12 protein-coding genes are annotated in these 16,598 nt (G+C 42.8%); 6 read left to right on the plus strand and 6 right to left on the minus strand.

Translation table 11 applies throughout. The annotated features are described in order from the left end of the window. Positions 1-260 precede the first annotated feature (260 nt). Positions 261-2,603, plus strand: coding sequence for a diguanylate cyclase domain-containing protein (locus tag VB836_RS13640; RefSeq protein ID WP_323219819.1), 2,343 nt, complete (start codon positions 261-263; stop codon positions 2,601-2,603). 276 nt (positions 2,604-2,879) lie between these two features. Here VB836_RS13640 and VB836_RS13645 read toward each other — a convergent pair whose 3' ends face one another. Beyond that, positions 2,880-3,770, minus strand: a complete 891-nt coding sequence (locus tag VB836_RS13645) for a prephenate/arogenate dehydrogenase (protein ID WP_323220072.1) — start codon at positions 3,768-3,770, stop codon at positions 2,880-2,882. 168 nt (positions 3,771-3,938) lie between these two features. Here VB836_RS13645 and VB836_RS13650 point away from each other — a divergent pair, with 168 nt between their 5' ends. The 3 genes from VB836_RS13650 (at position 3,939) to VB836_RS13660 (ending at position 8,759) form a co-directional block, all read left to right on the plus strand. Next, positions 3,939-5,504, plus strand: a complete 1,566-nt coding sequence (locus VB836_RS13650; RefSeq protein ID WP_407659669.1) for a pentapeptide repeat-containing protein — start codon at positions 3,939-3,941, stop codon at positions 5,502-5,504. A 74-nt stretch (positions 5,505-5,578) separates the two neighbouring features. Continuing rightward, positions 5,579-7,132, plus strand: coding sequence for a pentapeptide repeat-containing protein (locus VB836_RS13655; protein ID WP_323219822.1), 1,554 nt, complete (start codon positions 5,579-5,581; stop codon positions 7,130-7,132). Positions 7,133-7,184: 52 nt separating this feature from the next. Continuing rightward, on the plus strand, positions 7,185-8,759 hold the full coding sequence (locus VB836_RS13660) for an ATP-dependent DNA helicase (RefSeq protein WP_323219823.1): 1,575 nt from the start codon (positions 7,185-7,187) through the stop codon (positions 8,757-8,759). Positions 8,760-8,787: 28 nt separating this feature from the next. Here VB836_RS13660 and VB836_RS13665 read toward each other — a convergent pair whose 3' ends face one another. The 5 genes from VB836_RS13665 to VB836_RS13685 all read right to left on the minus strand — a co-directional run bounded on the left by VB836_RS13665 (position 8,788) and on the right by VB836_RS13685 (position 14,957). Further along, positions 8,788-9,963 carry a hybrid sensor histidine kinase/response regulator gene (locus VB836_RS13665; RefSeq protein ID WP_323219825.1) on the minus strand — a complete coding sequence of 392 codons (1,176 nt, stop codon included), beginning with the start codon at positions 9,961-9,963 and terminating at the stop codon, positions 8,788-8,790. Positions 9,964-10,129: 166 nt separating this feature from the next. Next, a complete protein-coding gene (locus VB836_RS13670) occupies positions 10,130-10,576 on the minus strand; it encodes a response regulator (RefSeq protein WP_046279214.1) in 447 nt (148 codons plus the stop codon). Further along, positions 10,530-12,833 carry an ATP-binding protein gene (locus VB836_RS13675; RefSeq protein ID WP_323219828.1) on the minus strand — a complete coding sequence of 768 codons (2,304 nt, stop codon included), beginning with the start codon at positions 12,831-12,833 and terminating at the stop codon, positions 10,530-10,532. Before VB836_RS13675 ends, VB836_RS13670 begins: the two co-directional genes overlap by 47 nt. Positions 12,834-13,368: 535 nt before the next feature. Then, a complete protein-coding gene (locus VB836_RS13680; RefSeq protein WP_323219829.1) occupies positions 13,369-13,614 on the minus strand; it encodes a hypothetical protein in 246 nt (81 codons plus the stop codon). A 167-nt stretch (positions 13,615-13,781) separates the two neighbouring features. Next, positions 13,782-14,957 carry an RNA-guided endonuclease InsQ/TnpB family protein gene (locus tag VB836_RS13685; protein WP_323219830.1) on the minus strand — a complete coding sequence of 392 codons (1,176 nt, stop codon included), beginning with the start codon at positions 14,955-14,957 and terminating at the stop codon, positions 13,782-13,784. A gap of 89 nt (positions 14,958-15,046) precedes the next feature. Between VB836_RS13685 and VB836_RS13690 the strand changes: the two genes are divergently transcribed. After that, on the plus strand, positions 15,047-15,802 hold the full coding sequence (locus VB836_RS13690) for a CorA family divalent cation transporter (RefSeq protein ID WP_323219832.1): 756 nt from the start codon (positions 15,047-15,049) through the stop codon (positions 15,800-15,802). A gap of 372 nt (positions 15,803-16,174) precedes the next feature. Further along, complete coding sequence (locus VB836_RS13695) at positions 16,175-16,483, plus strand: hypothetical protein (RefSeq protein ID WP_323219834.1); 309 nt, start codon at positions 16,175-16,177, stop codon at positions 16,481-16,483. The last annotated feature ends 115 nt before the right edge of the window (positions 16,484-16,598 follow it).

The following is a 16,598-nucleotide window of genomic DNA, read 5'->3' on the forward strand; positions in this document are numbered from 1 at the left end:
GATTGTATGTTCTAAGGCTTTTTTCGTTATTTTTCAAACAAAACAAATCAGTTATATGTACTTAAATTTGCATAATTTGGGATATTTAATCCGGGTTTAATCAAAATAAATTTGTATTTTTTCAAATTACCAAAACCCATTAATCTTGAAAATTACCCCGCAAAAAAAGTTTGATTTATATGAAAATACATCCCCGAAATTTTAAATCAATAAAAAGAGAAAAATCCCATCGATATCACGTCCAGAAATTCACCTCAAACTTGAGACGAGACTCACTTAAACAAGAACTGCAACAGTTAAAAGCTTTGCATCAGCATATTTTTAGTAATATTTCTGATGTTGTTGTAATTACCGATCAGGCTGGAGAGTTTATTTATATTAGCCCAAACGTTAATATTTTGTTTGGCTATAGCCTGCCCGAAGTCCAAAACATGGGAAATTTGAGTCAACTGTTCGCACAGATAGGGCTGAATGAGAGTTTATTAAAGACAACCGAAGAACAAAGTAATATCGAATCTCCAGTTACCGATAAAGACGGTAAAAAACGCAGAATTTTAGTCAAAATTAAGTGGTTATATTTCGATAAAACAACAATATTGTATAATTTTTCTGAGATTACCGAACAGAAAAACATCCAAAGCGATGATCAATTACAACAGTCTCAACAAGTCTATCAGTCGTTAGTTGATTCTCTCAACGGCTTAGTTTGGGAGTTTGACTTGTCTACTCAAAAAATATCTTTTGTCAGTCAAAAAGCCGAACAAATTTTAGGATATCCCATCGAATTTTGGTTGAGTGAAGCTAATTTCTGGAACAATCATATTCATCCCGAAGATCGTCAACGGGTACTTGACTCTAAGTATCAAATGGTAGAGTCTTTACAGGATAGCCAAATCGAGTATCGGATGATAGCCGCAGATGGACGTATTGTATGGGTACAAGATATTGCGAGTATTGTAATTGAAAACGGTCAAGCTATCAAACTTCGCGGCGTTATGGTTGATATTAGTGAACGTCAAGCCGCTTTAAAAGAACACAAACAAGTAGAAATTACATTACAACAAACTATCGAACGAGAGAAACTTTTAGCCGCCACCGCTCAACGGATTCGTCAATCTCTTGATTTAGATAAAATTCTCAATACAACTGTAATGGAAGTTCGACAACTTTTGCAAGCAGATCGAACGGTTATTTTTCGTTTTGAACCAGACTGGAGTGGGGTTGTGATCGTCGAGTCGGTAATCACGCCGGAATTATCAATTTTAGACACAAATATCTACGATCCCTGTTTTTCAAAAACTTATATTGAACAGTACCAACAAGGTCGAATTAGAGCGATAGAAGATATTTTAAAAGCAAATCTGACTGACTGTTATATCAATTTATTATCTCAGTTTCAGGTGAGGTCAAATTTAGTCGTTCCGATTTTGCAAGGGGAAAAATTATGGGGGTTATTAATTGCTCATCAATGCGATCAACCGAGACAATGGCAACCCCATGAAACCGAATTGCTGGAACAACTCGCTACTCAAGTTGGAATTGCGATCGGACAAAGCCAACTTTATCAACAAACTCAACGTCAAGCTCAACGAGAACAAGCTCTTAATCAAGTCATTCAAGCCATTCGTACCTCTTTAAATTTAGAAAAAATCTTCTCAACTGCCACCGAAGAAGTCTGTAAATTACTGCAAGTTGAACGAACCATTATTGCTCGATATTTAGCTGATCAAAAGCTGTGGCGAAATGTCGCTGACTACCATCTTTCTCCCGATGCTCCAAGTGCTTTTGGGTTAGAATTTTCCGCTCAAGAGAATGAAATGACCACGAGACTAAAGCAGCTAAAGGTGTTTAGAATTGATAATGCTAAGTATTATCCAGAAGCGTTTAATCAAGACTATGCTGACTCTTTTCCGGGAACTTGGTTGATGATACCGTTACACTTTGATTCGGTATTATGGGGCAGTTTAAGCTTGGTGAGAAACGATCATCATACCTCTTGGGAAACCTGGGAAATTGAATTAGCGAGTGCTGTTGCAGATCAATTAGCAATTGCCATTAAACAATCGGAACTTTATCAGCAACTCGAACAATTAGCAATCCTCGATGGATTGACACAAATTGCTAACCGTCGATATTTTGATCAATATTTAGATCAGGAGTGGAAACGAGCGCAACGAGAACAACATTCTTTATCATTACTGTTACTAGATGTCGATCATTTTAAACTTTATAACGACACCTACGGACATCAAGCTGGAGATTATTGTTTGCAACAAGTCGCGAAAACAATTCAGCAAAGCCTCAAACGTTCTAGCGATTTAGTTGCTCGTTATGGCGGCGAAGAATTTGTTGTGCTTTTACCCAATACGAATGCTGAAGGTGCAATTCAAGTCGCTCAAGAAATTCACGAAGCTGTTCAAAAACTAGCGATAGAACATTCTCGATCTTCGGTGAGTCAGTTTGTCACGATGAGTATTGGAATTTCCACCACAATTCCTACCCTATCTAATCGCTTTGAAGCCCTAGTTAGTCGAGCAGATAAAGCACTTTATGAAGCCAAACAGCAACGTAATACTTACTGCTTAAGTTATTTAGTTTCGTAATGTTATATCATGTTCGGATAATTAGTGATAAAAAACTTTCTCATAATCTCTTGGTGCGCGTTCCCTAGCGCCCGCAGGTGGCGCGGGGTCGCACCGCTCCTCCTCTTTCTTCTTCTTGATTTCCTCGGTGACTCGGTGACTCCTCCTCCTCTTTCTTCTTCTTGATTTCCTCCTGACTCCTGACTCGGTGACTCCTGACTCCTCTGTCGTTTATTTATAGGGGTTAAATAAATCCCCAGTCACTTTTGTGCAACCAGGGATTGAATATTATTTGTACTAAAAATTAAACTTCCTTCGATCTTTTTGAGTTTGAATCAGTTGTTGTTCTAGACTGTCCCAATCTTCTTGTTCGATCAGGTGAATCAATCCATCTAGACTACTCCGATAAGCTTGAAGCGATCGCAATAAAGCCGTTCGATTATACCGCGCCATCATCACCCCCAACTCCGGATTTCCACCCCCCACACGACTGGTATCCCGAAAGCCGGAACTCGCTAATTGTTGGGCCAGTTGTTGAACGTTGACATCTTCTTCTGCGGTTAAAGCCGCAATTAAACTCGCACTGACAGTAACAGGTAAATGAGAAATCCAAGCCACCGCTTGATCATGATCTTGGGGTGAACATTGATAGACTTTTGCTTGTAATAAATGAGCAATTTGAGTCACAATTTCCAAGTCATAATTTGATGTCGTTTCCGTCGGCGTGATCACATAGGGGTTCCCCAAAAATAAATTTTTTTGAGCAGCTTCTATGCCACTTTCAGCCGTTCCCGCCATTGGATGTCCGCCCACAAAATGGGGCCAAAGTTTAGAAAGAGTTTCAACGATGGGCTGCTTAACCGAACCGACATCTGTTACAATAGTGGTCGGTTTAAGATAGGGAATTAACTGTTCAAGTGTGGAAGCGATCGCCGCAATCGGCGTACAAATAAACACAACATCAGCACGAGCCATCAAAGACAAATCGACACTCGCCTCATCGACAACACCCATCGCGATTGCCTTTTCACAAGTGCTAGAATGACGACTCACGCCTAAAACCCGATACGCTTGCCCGTGTGAGGGATAATTGTCAGCCTGCAATTGTATCAATTTGGGTTGAATCGAACATAAATCCAACCCCATTGAACCGCCAATTAAACCCAAGCCAACAATGCCAATATTCATTTGAGACTGTACAGATTTCATCAAGATTTATAGTCTTTAATTTAACTCATATTTCAACTCAATTATCAAGAATAATCCTGAATTGTAGTCTCCCCGTAGGCAGTCAAATTTTTTTGATATAATAGATACTTGATGACAACCTGTTTTTTACTCGGAAAACTTTCAGGCATGAATGCCGAAGAACTGATTCAAAGCTATCAATCCGGGGCAAGAGATTTTAGTGCGATCCTGCTTTGTGAAGCCAATCTCAGTCGTGCTGTTCTCTCGGGAGCCAACTTCTCTCAAGCCGTCCTCAGCATTACCAATCTCAGCGGCGCTAATCTCTCTGAGGCCAACCTCTCAAGAGCCAAACTCAACGTCGCCAAATTAAGCGGAGCCAACCTTTCCCAAGCCAATCTCAATGGCGCAGTCCTGAATGTTGCCAATCTGATTCGAGCAGATCTCAGTCACGCCACCCTGATCAATGCCTCTTTGATCCGTTCAGAGTTGATCCGCGCCGATCTCAGTTACGCCATTTTAACCGCAGCAAACCTCAGTGAAGCCGATCTGCGCGAAGCCACCCTGCGACAAGTTGATCTGCGACAGGCAAACCTCAACAACGCCAATCTGCGAGATGCCGTTTTGATCGCCAGCAACTTAGAAGGAACCAGCCTCCACGCCGCCGATCTCAGTCGAGCCGACTTGCGTGGCGCCAATCTCGTCAACGCCGAACTCCGCCAGGTGAACCTCAGCCAAGCCAATTTAAGCGGAGCCAACCTCAAAGGCGCGAATTTGCGTTGGGCAGACTTAAACGGAGCCGATCTGCGGGGTGCCAACCTAGAACAAGCGCGACTCAGTGGAGCAAGTTTATATGGAGCCGATCTCAGCCATGCCAGCTTACTCTATACCAACTTAATTCATGCCGATCTCACCCAAGCCAACCTCACCGGAGCAGACTGGACAGGAGCCGATCTCACCGGAGCCGCCCTTACAGGCGCAAAACTCTACGACGTCTCTCGATTTGAAGTCAAAGCCGACGAGATCACCTGTGATTGGGTAGACGTCAGTCCCAACGGCGACGGAAGTCAAGTTCTTCGGTTTAGCGCTCAAGAAGCCTACCAATTTTTTAACGCCACTTCCCCAATGGTAGAAATTAGCATAGATGCGGCGCTCGATGCGGATACTCACTGCGCCCTAGCAGATGCTTATCGCTACATTTTCCGCCATAGCCCAATGATCAATCGCCCTCCTAGTATAGAGGTGAGTTCGAGGCGAACAACTTTATCGTTTAGGATAGAAAGGGACGAACAACTATTCCCCACCGCTTATGTTGTCATTCTTCCCTTTCAAGATGCAGTTCCTACTCAACAAAGCATTCGGAATCTGGTTCAGATGCTCGGCTCTGAAAATTTCATCAGCTTGAGCGTTCGACACTCCCATCAAATCGGAAAATTGGTGAGCGAAATCAAACAACAACTCGATCAGATCTCCGACTTAAAATTACGCTCCCAATCCCTATCCCAACCAGAAAGTACCCAAGCTTTCTTTGCTTCTCCCACTCGGACAACCCTGAGAAACTTTCACAATCGAACCCTCAAAATTCATAGCCATCCTCAATTTGGACGAAGCTTACTTAATGTGCCAGAACTCATCAACTCCTCGGGATACTCCCAAGAGAAATATTTTGAGATGATGGCTCCCTCATTAGAAAATCTCGCCGACTTTCTCACCTTCTCCAATCAAGTTGAGATGTGAGGAGGACAGAAGAACCCTGATGAAATTAACACTTCAACCGTTGAACCAATTTAGTACAGGATAAATGGGTGGTTATGGCACAGGAACTCGTAAAAATCTATAGCTTAGTCAAAAAATATAAGGAAGGAGAACGGAATTTTACGGGTATCAACCTCAACGAAGCCAATTTGAGCCGAATAAACCTCAGTCAAGCTAATTTGAGCGATGCGTCCCTGTGTGTGACCAACTTGAGCGCCGCCGATCTCACCGGGAGCAATTTGAGTCGGGCTAATCTTAATGTCGCTCGGTTGAGTCAAGCTAACCTCAGCCATGCGAACCTGACTCGAGCTACCCTAAATGTGGCTAACTTAGTCCGAGCCGATTTAAGCGATGCTATCTTGGTTGAAGCCTTAGCCATTCGCTCAGAACTAATTCGAGCCAGACTCAACAACGCCAACCTCACCAAAGCCAACCTCAACGGCGCCGACTTGCGAGAAGCCCGAGTCGAACAGACAAACTTTTCTCAAGCTAATCTCAGTGGGGCGAACCTGCGAGGGGTGTCAGGCGTCTCAGCCAATCTGCAAAAAGCCGACTTACGCCGAGCCAATTTGGTCAAAGCCAATTTACCCAAAGCCAATCTCAGTCACGCTGAGATGCGACAAGCCAACCTAACTTATGCTGATTTGCGACAAGCCAATTTGACAGGGGCGAATTTACGATGGGCTGATCTACGCGGCGCTAATTTAACAGGGGCGAATTTAAACGGGGCGAACCTATCTGGAGCGAATTTAAGCGGGGCGAATTTGCATCGAGTCAGTTTAGCCAAAGCCAGTCTCGTTCATGTGGATTTAACCCAAACGAATTTAATTAAAGCCGATTGGATGGGCGCTGATATTTCCGGTGCCACCTTAACCGGAGCGAAACTTTATGAAGTTCCTCGATTTAATTTAAAAGCCGAAGATATCACCTGTGAATGGGTTGATCTCAGTCCTAACGGTGATCATACCCTGGTTTATCACTTTACACCTGAAACCCTCAAAAAGTTTTTTAATCAAGTTCTCCCCACTGTGCAGGTGATTGTTGATGCTCCCTTAGATATTGAGGCGAATTTACGACTTGCTCAAACTTACCATTGCATCGCCCAACAATATTCGATTCTCAAACATCCCCCCAGTATTGACACCGACATCCGCCGCACTGTGATTACTTTTCGCATCGATCACGAAGAATATTTATTCTCAATGGGATGCTTGGCAATTTTTCCTTTTGATGATGCCAACAAGACTCAAAAAAATATTGTCAATCTGGTGAGGAATCTACAAGATTTCAGCGAAAAAAATCCAAACCAACTGCGCGTTTTAGCCGCGATGGGTGAAGTGATTTCTAAAGCTCACGATCTCAAACAGGTTGTACGTTCTGTGCGATCGGAGCAAATTCCTCAATTTTTCCACCGTCCCACCCAAACGATTTTAACTAATTCCAGTCAAAAACAGTTAATCGTCTACACTCATAGCGATTTCGGGAAACGCTTTAAACCCTCCGTCGCTGATCGAGAAATGGAAAATCATCACAGCAAACAGCTTGAACCCCTGTTACTCGATGTCGAACAGGTGATTGATTTTATCGATAGTTTTGACTATCTTAGTTAGAAGTCAAGGTTAATTCAGGGATACTGCTCTTGCTTAGTCTCTTGGCAATCTCTTGATTGAGGTAGAAGCTCATAATTTATTGCAAAATTTTCTGCGATCGCAAGGCAGAGCCGCGTGGCCTCATTATCTGACAATGGCCAGGTTAGTGGCTAGAGCCTTGCGATTAGGCCGGAGTGCCTTAATTCAGACGGGTGTAGCCCCAGGGAGTCACCATCATTCCTATCGCTTCAGTTATCTGATTCCCGTCTTGATTTGGTCTGAACCCGTGTTGATTGTTGCACCAGAATGGCTGTTAACGGAGCTACAACAGGAAGAAATTCCCCAATTGTTTCAATCGCAAGCAATCGACCACTCTCAGCTTGAGCAATCGATCATTCGGGGCGATCGCTGGCCTGAAGAATCCAACTTTCAGGGGGTTTTACTCACAACTCCCCAGGAATGGTTAAGCGATCGCTTAGGGGAAAGACAACAGTTTCCGACGGATATTCCAACCATTATTGATGGGGTTGATGACTTAGAAGCTTGGACTCGTGAACAACTCACCGCCTGTATTCAACCCCAGGATTGGACCGAACTTTTAGAAGCCCAACCCCAAAAAACAGACAAGATCCGCGACGCGAAAATTCACCTGACAAAAGCCATTTTTCAACGTCCCCCCAATCCCTACCACTGTCATTTATTGGATCACTCAGAACAAGCCATTCTAGAGCCACTGTACAAGGATTGGGTTGATATTGAGCAATCCTCTATAATTTCCCCCAACGACAGCCTCACGCCTCAATATCCCCAGGCTTGGAATCAATTTTGGCAGCAATGGCAAACCGAAGAACAATTACGATGGGTACAAGTCGATCGCGATCAAGGGACTTTCTCTGTATACTGTAGTCCGGTGGAAGTTCGTTCTTTCCTCAGTTCCGTTTGGCCTTTACAGCCCGTTGTCTTGATTGGGGGAGCGCTAGATTTACAGAAAACCGCCCCCGCCTATCGTCAGTTAGTGGGACTCGGGGAGATCACTTGTGTGAAGTTTTCACCCGATCGCAATTCCCAATTGATTCAACTTTATTTACCCAAACGCCTCCCTTTACCCAATACCCCTGGATTTCAAGGGGCTTTAATTGAGGAAATTCGCGGCTTACTTTGTATGAGTATTGCAATAGAGGGATTAACGGTGTTATTGATTGAAGATACACCCCTGAAAACTCAGATCGGAGCCGTGTTTGCGGCGGAATTTGGTTCACGAGTGCAAGTTGAAACGACTAAACTGGATCAGCAGGGAATTTTAGTCACAGGTTGGGAATTTTGGCGAAAACATCAGGGAAAACTTCCCTCCCCTCATTTACTGGCGATCGCCACTTTACCTTTACCCTCATTAGAACATCCCCTGGTTGCAGGGCGAGTCTCTCACTACAAACAAAACCGTCTCGACTGGTTTCGGCTTTATCTACTTCCGACGGCTTTAAATGAGTTACAACGGGCTGTTGCACCTGTGCGAGATTGTCAAGGGGTTGTGGCGTTATTTGATAGTCGAGTTTTGCATCGCAGCTATGGTGAACAGGTGTTAGCCGCGTTGAGTCCATACGCTCGCATTGATTATTTAGATACAACTTGGTTTAATCGTTTAGATTGAGAGTCAAGCTGGGTGTAGGGTGAAAGAATTAAATTTTTGAAGCATAAATCAAGGGTAATTTTACCGAAAAAGTCGTGCCAACTCCCACCTCACTTTCAACGGAAATATCACCCTTATGCGCTTCTACACAGCGTTTAACAATCGCTAATCCTAAACCTGTACCGGAAATTTTCCCAACATTACTCGCCCGATGAAAAGCCTGAAATAATTTAACCAAATCATGGTGTGGAATACCAATGCCATGATCAATCAGATTAAAAATAGCAAAATTATCTTGAGCAATCACTTCCAACCGAATGATACCACCTTGAGGAGAATATTTAATCGCATTGGCGAACAAATTACTAAAAATATGTCGTAACAAGCTTTCATCCCAAAGCGTCTCTGAAAAATCGCCTAGAATTTTCAACTCAACTTGATGCAGGGAACTAACTTCGAGTCGGGCTTCTTCGACTAATTGTTGACAAAAAGATTCTAAATCCAAAGAAGTGGGTAAACACTCTAATCGATCAACATCGGCTCGACCGACTAAAATCACCTCATCTAACAACTGTACTAAATTTTTACCCGCAGAACGAATGCGTTGAAAAATCGAGCGTTTTTGCTCTTTCGTTAAATTAGGTTCCCAATCTCGGAGCAATTCTGTTGAGAGTAAAATGGTACTCAAGGGGTTGCGAAAGTCGTGAGACATCATCGAAACAAATTCTGAGGTGAGTTGATGTTGTTCTTTGGCTTTCACCAACTCTACCGTCTGTTCTTTCACCCGATGGGATAAGGTTTGATTGACTTCCCGTAGGGCTTCCATTGCTTGTTTTCGTTCAATCGCATAACGTAGAGAACGAACCAATGTTTCGACACTCACTTGTCGTTTCACCAGATAATCTTGCGCTCCCTGTCGCACAGCTTCCAGGGCGAGTTCATCATCGTTATTGTTGGTCAGCACGACAATCGGAACGCTAGGAGCATTACTCAGCAAGGGTTTTAGTGAGTTAAGTCCTTGGCTGTCTGGTAAAGTCAAGTCGAGTAATATGACATCATAGCAAAGGGCTTGTGGGTGAGTCAGTAGATTGATTCCCTCTGTCAGTCGCTTCACATGAACTAAATTACAGGGGTCTAGCTTGGAACCTCTGAGCAATTCTTGCAGCAAGCGGGCTTCGGCCAAGCTATCTTCTATCAACAGGATGTTTACCGAACTTGCAGGCATAATTTCCTTTCTTTTCCCCTCATGCTCCTTATTCTAGCCGGGACAAGATTTGAGAATTTACCCCTTAAGCGTTGATCTTAAAGGGTTTTTTTCAAAAAAGAAATAGGAAAAGTTTGATTTCCCTGATTAATCCCCTTAAGATCTGCTTCTTTGTTTAACAAATACCCTATTCAGGGGGAAGAGTCGCTATTTTTAGCCAAAACTCCTCAATCCCTTTAACAATCTCAAACAACTGACTGAGGTTGCGAGATTTTGTGATGTAACAGTTGACGTGCAGGTTGTAGCTTTGGGAAATATCATCATCATTTTTAGAGGTCGTTAAAACCACCACCGGAATGCGTTTTAAGCTGGGATCAGCTTTGATTTCCGCTAACACTTCCCGCCCGTCTTTACGAGGCAAATTCAAATCCAGCAGAATTAAATCAGGTCGGGGAGCATCACTATACTCCCCTTCCCGGTGCAGATAAGACATCGCATCCATCCCATTTCTGACCGTCACGACTTCGTGAGCAACGGTACTGCGTTTTAAGGCTTCTTGAATCAAGCGAATATCGCCTCGATTATCCTCAACTAAAAAGATGATTTTGGGTCTTTCCTGCGCTTCGCCGCTCACGCGCTTGTCCTCCCACTGGAATGGTAAAGTAGAATGTAGCACCCTGACCGAGTTCAGACTCAACCCAGATTCGACCTCGATGACATTCAACAATTTTTTTACAAATCGCTAAACCCATCCCGGTACCGGGATATTCATCGCGAGTGTGCAGACGTTGAAAGATAATAAAGATGCGTTCAGCAAATTGAGGGTCTAGACCTATGCCATTATCTTTGACTGAAAACAGCCAAGCATCTTCAAGTCGTTGCGCTCCGATATAGATTTCCGGGGGAACTGAACTGCGGAACTTGATGGCGTTACCGATTAAGTTTTGAAACAACTGCATCAACTGGGTTCTATCCGCCATTACCGTTGGCATGGGTTCGGATGTGATAATTGCACGGGTTTCACTAATCCGTCCTCGCAGGTTGCTCAGAGCGCGTTCTAGGGCGGTTCCGACGGAGGTGAGTTCAAATTCGACGCCTTGAATATCGACTTTAGAGTAGGCTAACACATCATCAATTAGGGTTTGCATCAGACTCACTCCTTCCACCGCAAATTCGATGAATTCTTTGGCGTCTTCGTCGAGTTCTTCTTCATAGCGCATCTCTAATAGCTGCACATAGTTGGCGACTTGATTAAGCGGTTCTTGCAAGTCGTGAGAGGCGACATAAGCAAACTTTTTCAATTCGGCGTTTGAACGTTCGAGATCATGGGCCAGTTGTGCGAGTTCATCGGCTTGGCGAAGTACGATATTAATCATCGCTTTTCGCAGTTCTAAGGCGGCATTAATTTCGACGGGTTTCCAGGGTAAAGATTTGAGTTTAACCGTTTCTTTCCACAGTTCAAAGGATTTACGCGGTGATAACTGCACAATTCCTTCGGAGTGAGTCGCTTCAATGGCTTTGGCTGGATCTCCTCCCCAGTTAACGGTTTGAATGACTTCCGGGCGGAACCATAAGACATAATTGCGTTCAGAAATGGTAATGGCGAGTAACCCACTGGCGACTTCTTTGAAGCGTTCCGCATCGGAATAAATACGCGGCAAAGAATCACTGAAAAAGAGTTCTTTTTCGGTATTTTTCTTCAGCCATTGAACTAAATAGTTGAGATCTTCTTCTTTCGGTGTCGCGCCCAGGGTTGTCCATTGTCCCGCAAAGTAAATCGCCGCGCCTTGAGCGTTGGTTACGTCTAGAAGATTGGGTTGATGGTGAAGTAAACCTTCGATAAAGTTGGTTTCTTGAGACATGAAATCAATCAAAGCTGACCGAATATAAGTCAGTTTCATTCGATAGTCATAGTCTTCGGTTTCTTCGCGTGAAGACAATTCTGAGAAGATCACTCGACCTAAAAATTCGCAAGCTTTCCGCAGTTCATAGGAGACAAATTTGGGGGTACGATGATGACAAGCAATTAAACCCCACAGTTCACCATCTTTAATCAATGAGATGGTTAAAGAAGCACCAACCCCCATATTGTGCAGGTATTGTAAATGACAACCTGAAGCACTTCTGAGGCTAGAAAAGGTTAAATCGAGTGGACGTTCTAGGATGGGGTTTTTATAGGGAAATAAGGCGACAGCTTCGGCGTGAGCATCTGGGATAATTCTAATCCAATTAGAACTCAAGAGTTTTCGAGCGGGTTTGGGAATATCAGACTCAGGATAGTGTAATCCGAGATAGGGTTCTAATTCTTCTACTTTTTCTTCGCCGACAACAACGCCATGTCCTTCTTCATCAAATTTGTAGAGCATTACTCGGTCAAATCCCGTTACTTTTCGCACTTCTTGAACGATGATTTGACAAAATTCATGTAAACTCGAGGTTTCTTCGAGTTGGTTAATTGACATTCGAGCCAGGTGATAAAAGCTCAAAAAGGGAATGTTTTCTTGAGAGGTGGCAGGTTCGAGTTCCAGTATCAAAAAACCATCGGGGTTGCGATGAAAGACTCCATCAAATACGACGTAATCATCGCCTTTAATTCTCATCCATATTTTGGTAGGATTGATATAATCTAAGCTTTCTTGAGATAATCCGGCTTGAATCCGTTCAATTTGAAAGGGATCAAGAAGATCATCTAAGGTTTTCTCTAGCATCTGTTCGGGAGAAATCCCAAAAACAGAACGAGTATTTGTACTAACTTGTAAGATTTTGAGGTGGGGTTCTTCTAAGACGAGAAGGACACCGTGCGGTTGAACTTGACCTGAATGTTTAATCGGTTCTTCATCCAAACGAGTTAAGTTCTGAACTTGCAATGCTAAATCGAGATCTGTCATCATTCACCTCCAGCATTAATTAATTACGGATGCAATGTAGAGCTTTAATTATAGATTTTTTACAAATGAATGTCTTCAAACTCTGAGGGTTTATCTGTGAGTTTATACCGAGCAATCCTCCAAAATTGACCCTGTGTTTTCAAATCTTAATTAGTTGTCATTTAACGTTTTGAAAAACAAAGGGGTTCAATTCAACACGTTCACTGCCTCATTTCTAACTAATTGTTAGTATACCACACCCCAGAATTCTGCTTGAGTCATCAATTCTTTAGAAAAGATTAAAAGCTCAAAATTGCTATAAATAAATTGTTGTGAATTAAAATCACAAATTTTTGATAAAACTTTATATAGCAAAAGGCAAAAGGCAAAAGGCAATCTTGCAAGAGGTAATAGGCAATCGCAGCACTCTTGTAAAAGGCAATATAAGATTACAAATATGTACCTCATGCCTCTGAGAAACGCTATAATCAAAAAAATAAAATTGAACGAAGAAAAGAAAACGCGCCTTAGCGCGTCTCTACATCAAGTCAGTGACGATTTAGCGTTGGCTGTTGAGTCGCTTAGAAATTTGACTAATAATGCCACTCAAAATCGCTCCCCCCATCAAAATCCCTAAAGCTGGGGTAAAAACAGGTTCCCAGAGTTTGTACCAGAGGTCTAAACCTAATGATAAATCTAGAGAACGTCCTACAACCGCGATCACTAACCAAAAAAAGCTGAATAAAACCAGGAAAACATCAAACACTAACAAGCGATTTAACCAAGTGAGAAATAATTCTTTCATCAAATCAGTTGGATTCGGTTACAATCTTAATCAGTTTACCATTTTTGGGTTAGGGAAAGTCTATAATTAACTCAAGTTTTGCTAAAGCTTTCTGAGTCATTCCCTTGCCGAGAGAGAAACATTCCGTTGACATCCTCCCCTCCGTAAACGAAGGGGATTCCCAAACCTTACGATTTGGGTTTCTGTTTCTTAGCACCTGCCTTCCGAGACTTGCTCTCTTCCGGTCTTATAGTCGCTCCACAGACTGACACTGCGAGTCCCGCAGCCAAAATATTTATACTAGCGTTGATATCTCGGTCGTGGTGAGAGTTGCACTTAGGGCAATCCCATTCCCTGATATTCAACGGCATTTTTTCTGCGATATACCCACAATTGGAACATCGCTTTGAACTAGGGAACCATCGATCTATTTTGATCAATTCTCGTCCATACCACGAGGCTTTATAAGTCAGTTGTCGGACAAGTTCTCCCCAGTTAGCATCGCTGATTGCTCTAGCTAATTTGTGATTTTTGACCATGTTTTTCACAGCCAAATCCTCAACAACTATCGTTTGATTTTCACTCATTAGTTGAGTCGTTAGCTTGTGAGTTTGGTCGCGCCTGCAATCAGCAATTTTGGCTTGAATTCGAGCAACCTTAATTCTTGCTTTCTCTCTGTTCAAAGAACCTTTAGTTTTTCGGCTTAAAGATTTTTGAGCGCGTCTGAGTTTTTTGTATAGCTTGTCAAAATGTTTGGGGTTGGAAACTTTAACTCCGTCAGAAGTGGTGAACAGACTGGTAATTCCCAGATCTATTCCCACTTTTTTATCGATGGGTTTTAGTTTGTGGTCGGTTGGATCGTCAATTCTCAAAGAAACAAACCATCTTCCACTCGGGTCTAATTTGACCGTTATTGTTGAGGGTCTACAACCAGTAGGAAGTTGACGACTCCATCGAATTGGCAAGGGTTCAAAGCACTTAGCAATGTAGACAAGACCTGCTTTGAATTTGAAAGCCGACTTGGTAAATTCGGCACTGCCACCGTTACGTTTTCTCTTGAAGTTTGGGTATTTTGCCCGACCCGCAAAGAAGTTACTGAAAGCGGTTTGCAAATGCCTTAAACTCTGCTGAAGGGGAACACAACTGACCTCATTTAAGAAGTCTAATTCCTCCTCAAACTTCCAGTTTGTCAACATCGAAGAAGTTTGAGAATAGCCAACTCGTTTTTTCTGCTCATACCACGCCTCGGTGCGTGCAGCTAGTGCTTTATTGTACACCAATCTTACGCATCCCAGTGTTCTCCTCAACAGGTTTTCCTGTTCAAGAGTAGGGTAAAAACGGTAGCGATAGGCTTTCTCAGTCATGCCTCATAGTTTACATATGTCTTGTGAAGACGTTAAACTTATTGAATAAAGCCGTCCTTTAGGACGGGGTTTCAGACCCCAAACTTTCGATGAAACTTCCAGCGACTTGGGCTGTTCCTGATCAAATCCGCTATCGATTGGGTCAAAAAAGTGCCGGGAAACAACGAGCAATGATAGCCGATGGTCATCTTGTCTTGATTCTACACAAAGTACCCGAATTAGAGCATCGTCAGCGAGAAGCCGTCTTTTTTTGGCGTCAACCGGATGGACGATGGGAAGCGAGTGTCAACGGTGTCGGTTTTCAACTCTTAACTCAACATCTCAAAGCCTATAGTTTAGCTGAAGAAAACTTAACACAGCAATACAGTCAAGCCCGAACGTCTGAAGATTATTTTAACATTTTAGAAAATTTAGCCCCTCTACAACTCGCCACCAAAAATTTACACGCGACATTACAATCAGCCCGAGAAGCAATTCCCGAAGATCGCGATTTAATTGATTTCCGAGATGAAACTTACGAGATCGAACGTTCTTTAGATTTACTCTATCAAAATTCTAAAAATGCTCTCGATTTTGCGATGGCAAAAAAAGCAGAAGAACAAACGCGATTAAGTTTAGAATCCCTGCGTTCAGCCAATCGACTCAATCTTTTAGCCTCTATTTTCTTTCCTTTAACCGCCATTTCCTGTGTGTTTGGGATGAATTTGTCTTCGGGACTCGAAACACAATCGCCAGTCCTTTTTTGGATGGTATTTATCTCGGGAATTTCCCTGGGATTAATCGTGCGAAATTGGGTCTTAACAGGTTCTTTATCTAACCCCAATATTTCCAAAAAAAGATCCTGAACGCTTGAGAACGCTACCCCATTAAACAGAGTTGTATTGCGATCGCCGATTGGGAAATTGTATAATAGGTAACTGCATAGAGGGAAAAAATCTGATTTTACCTCTCGTTTGATGTAAAGTTTAGTAACAAGTCTTATTAAAATGTTTAGAATTCGCCCCAAACCGGGTGAGAGCTTTACCCTTAAAATTTAAAGCAATGTTGTACAAGATTGTTGAGTGTAACTCCTTGGCTTTTTAAGGAGTTTCGTCTCGAAGAAAGTCTTTTGAGTGCTAACGAAAACTCGATAGACTCAACAAAAAGACTCATTTGCCCAAATATTCTCCCTTGCCAACTCTGGGGGGAAAAAAGAATCGTAACAAGGAGGTTCTAAAGTGAATAACCTGCAAAAATATCGTTTCAGTTGCACCCTGACCTTTGGTGATATTTACGGTCAAATTATGATTTGGCTGATTGTCATCTTTCTCACCCTGGCTTCTGCTTTAGCATTGTGGAGTACCTCTCGCCAAATCTACGCCTTAGCAACCGTAGGTTTAATTGTAGTCCTCTCTCTACCGTTCCTGCTGTTTGCATTTGTCACCACTCTACTCAACCATATTGAGATGACCCCCATCGACTCCACCGAGGAACAACTCTCCGAAGCTCAAGATATTATGACACGACCCGCACAAGCCGCAGGCTAGAGTTGAGCGTCATTTTAGGGGAACTGTAATTCAGTCGGTCAATTCTGAGCGCCAATCTTTTTTCTTTGTTAAAACTTCCCTGTTTTTAGATAGGGAGGTTTTTCTGTGAGTCAAC

The sequence above is a fragment of the Limnoraphis robusta BA-68 BA1 genome, assembly GCF_034932365.1.
GTDB lineage: Bacteria > Cyanobacteriota > Cyanobacteriia > Cyanobacteriales > Microcoleaceae > Capilliphycus > Capilliphycus robustus.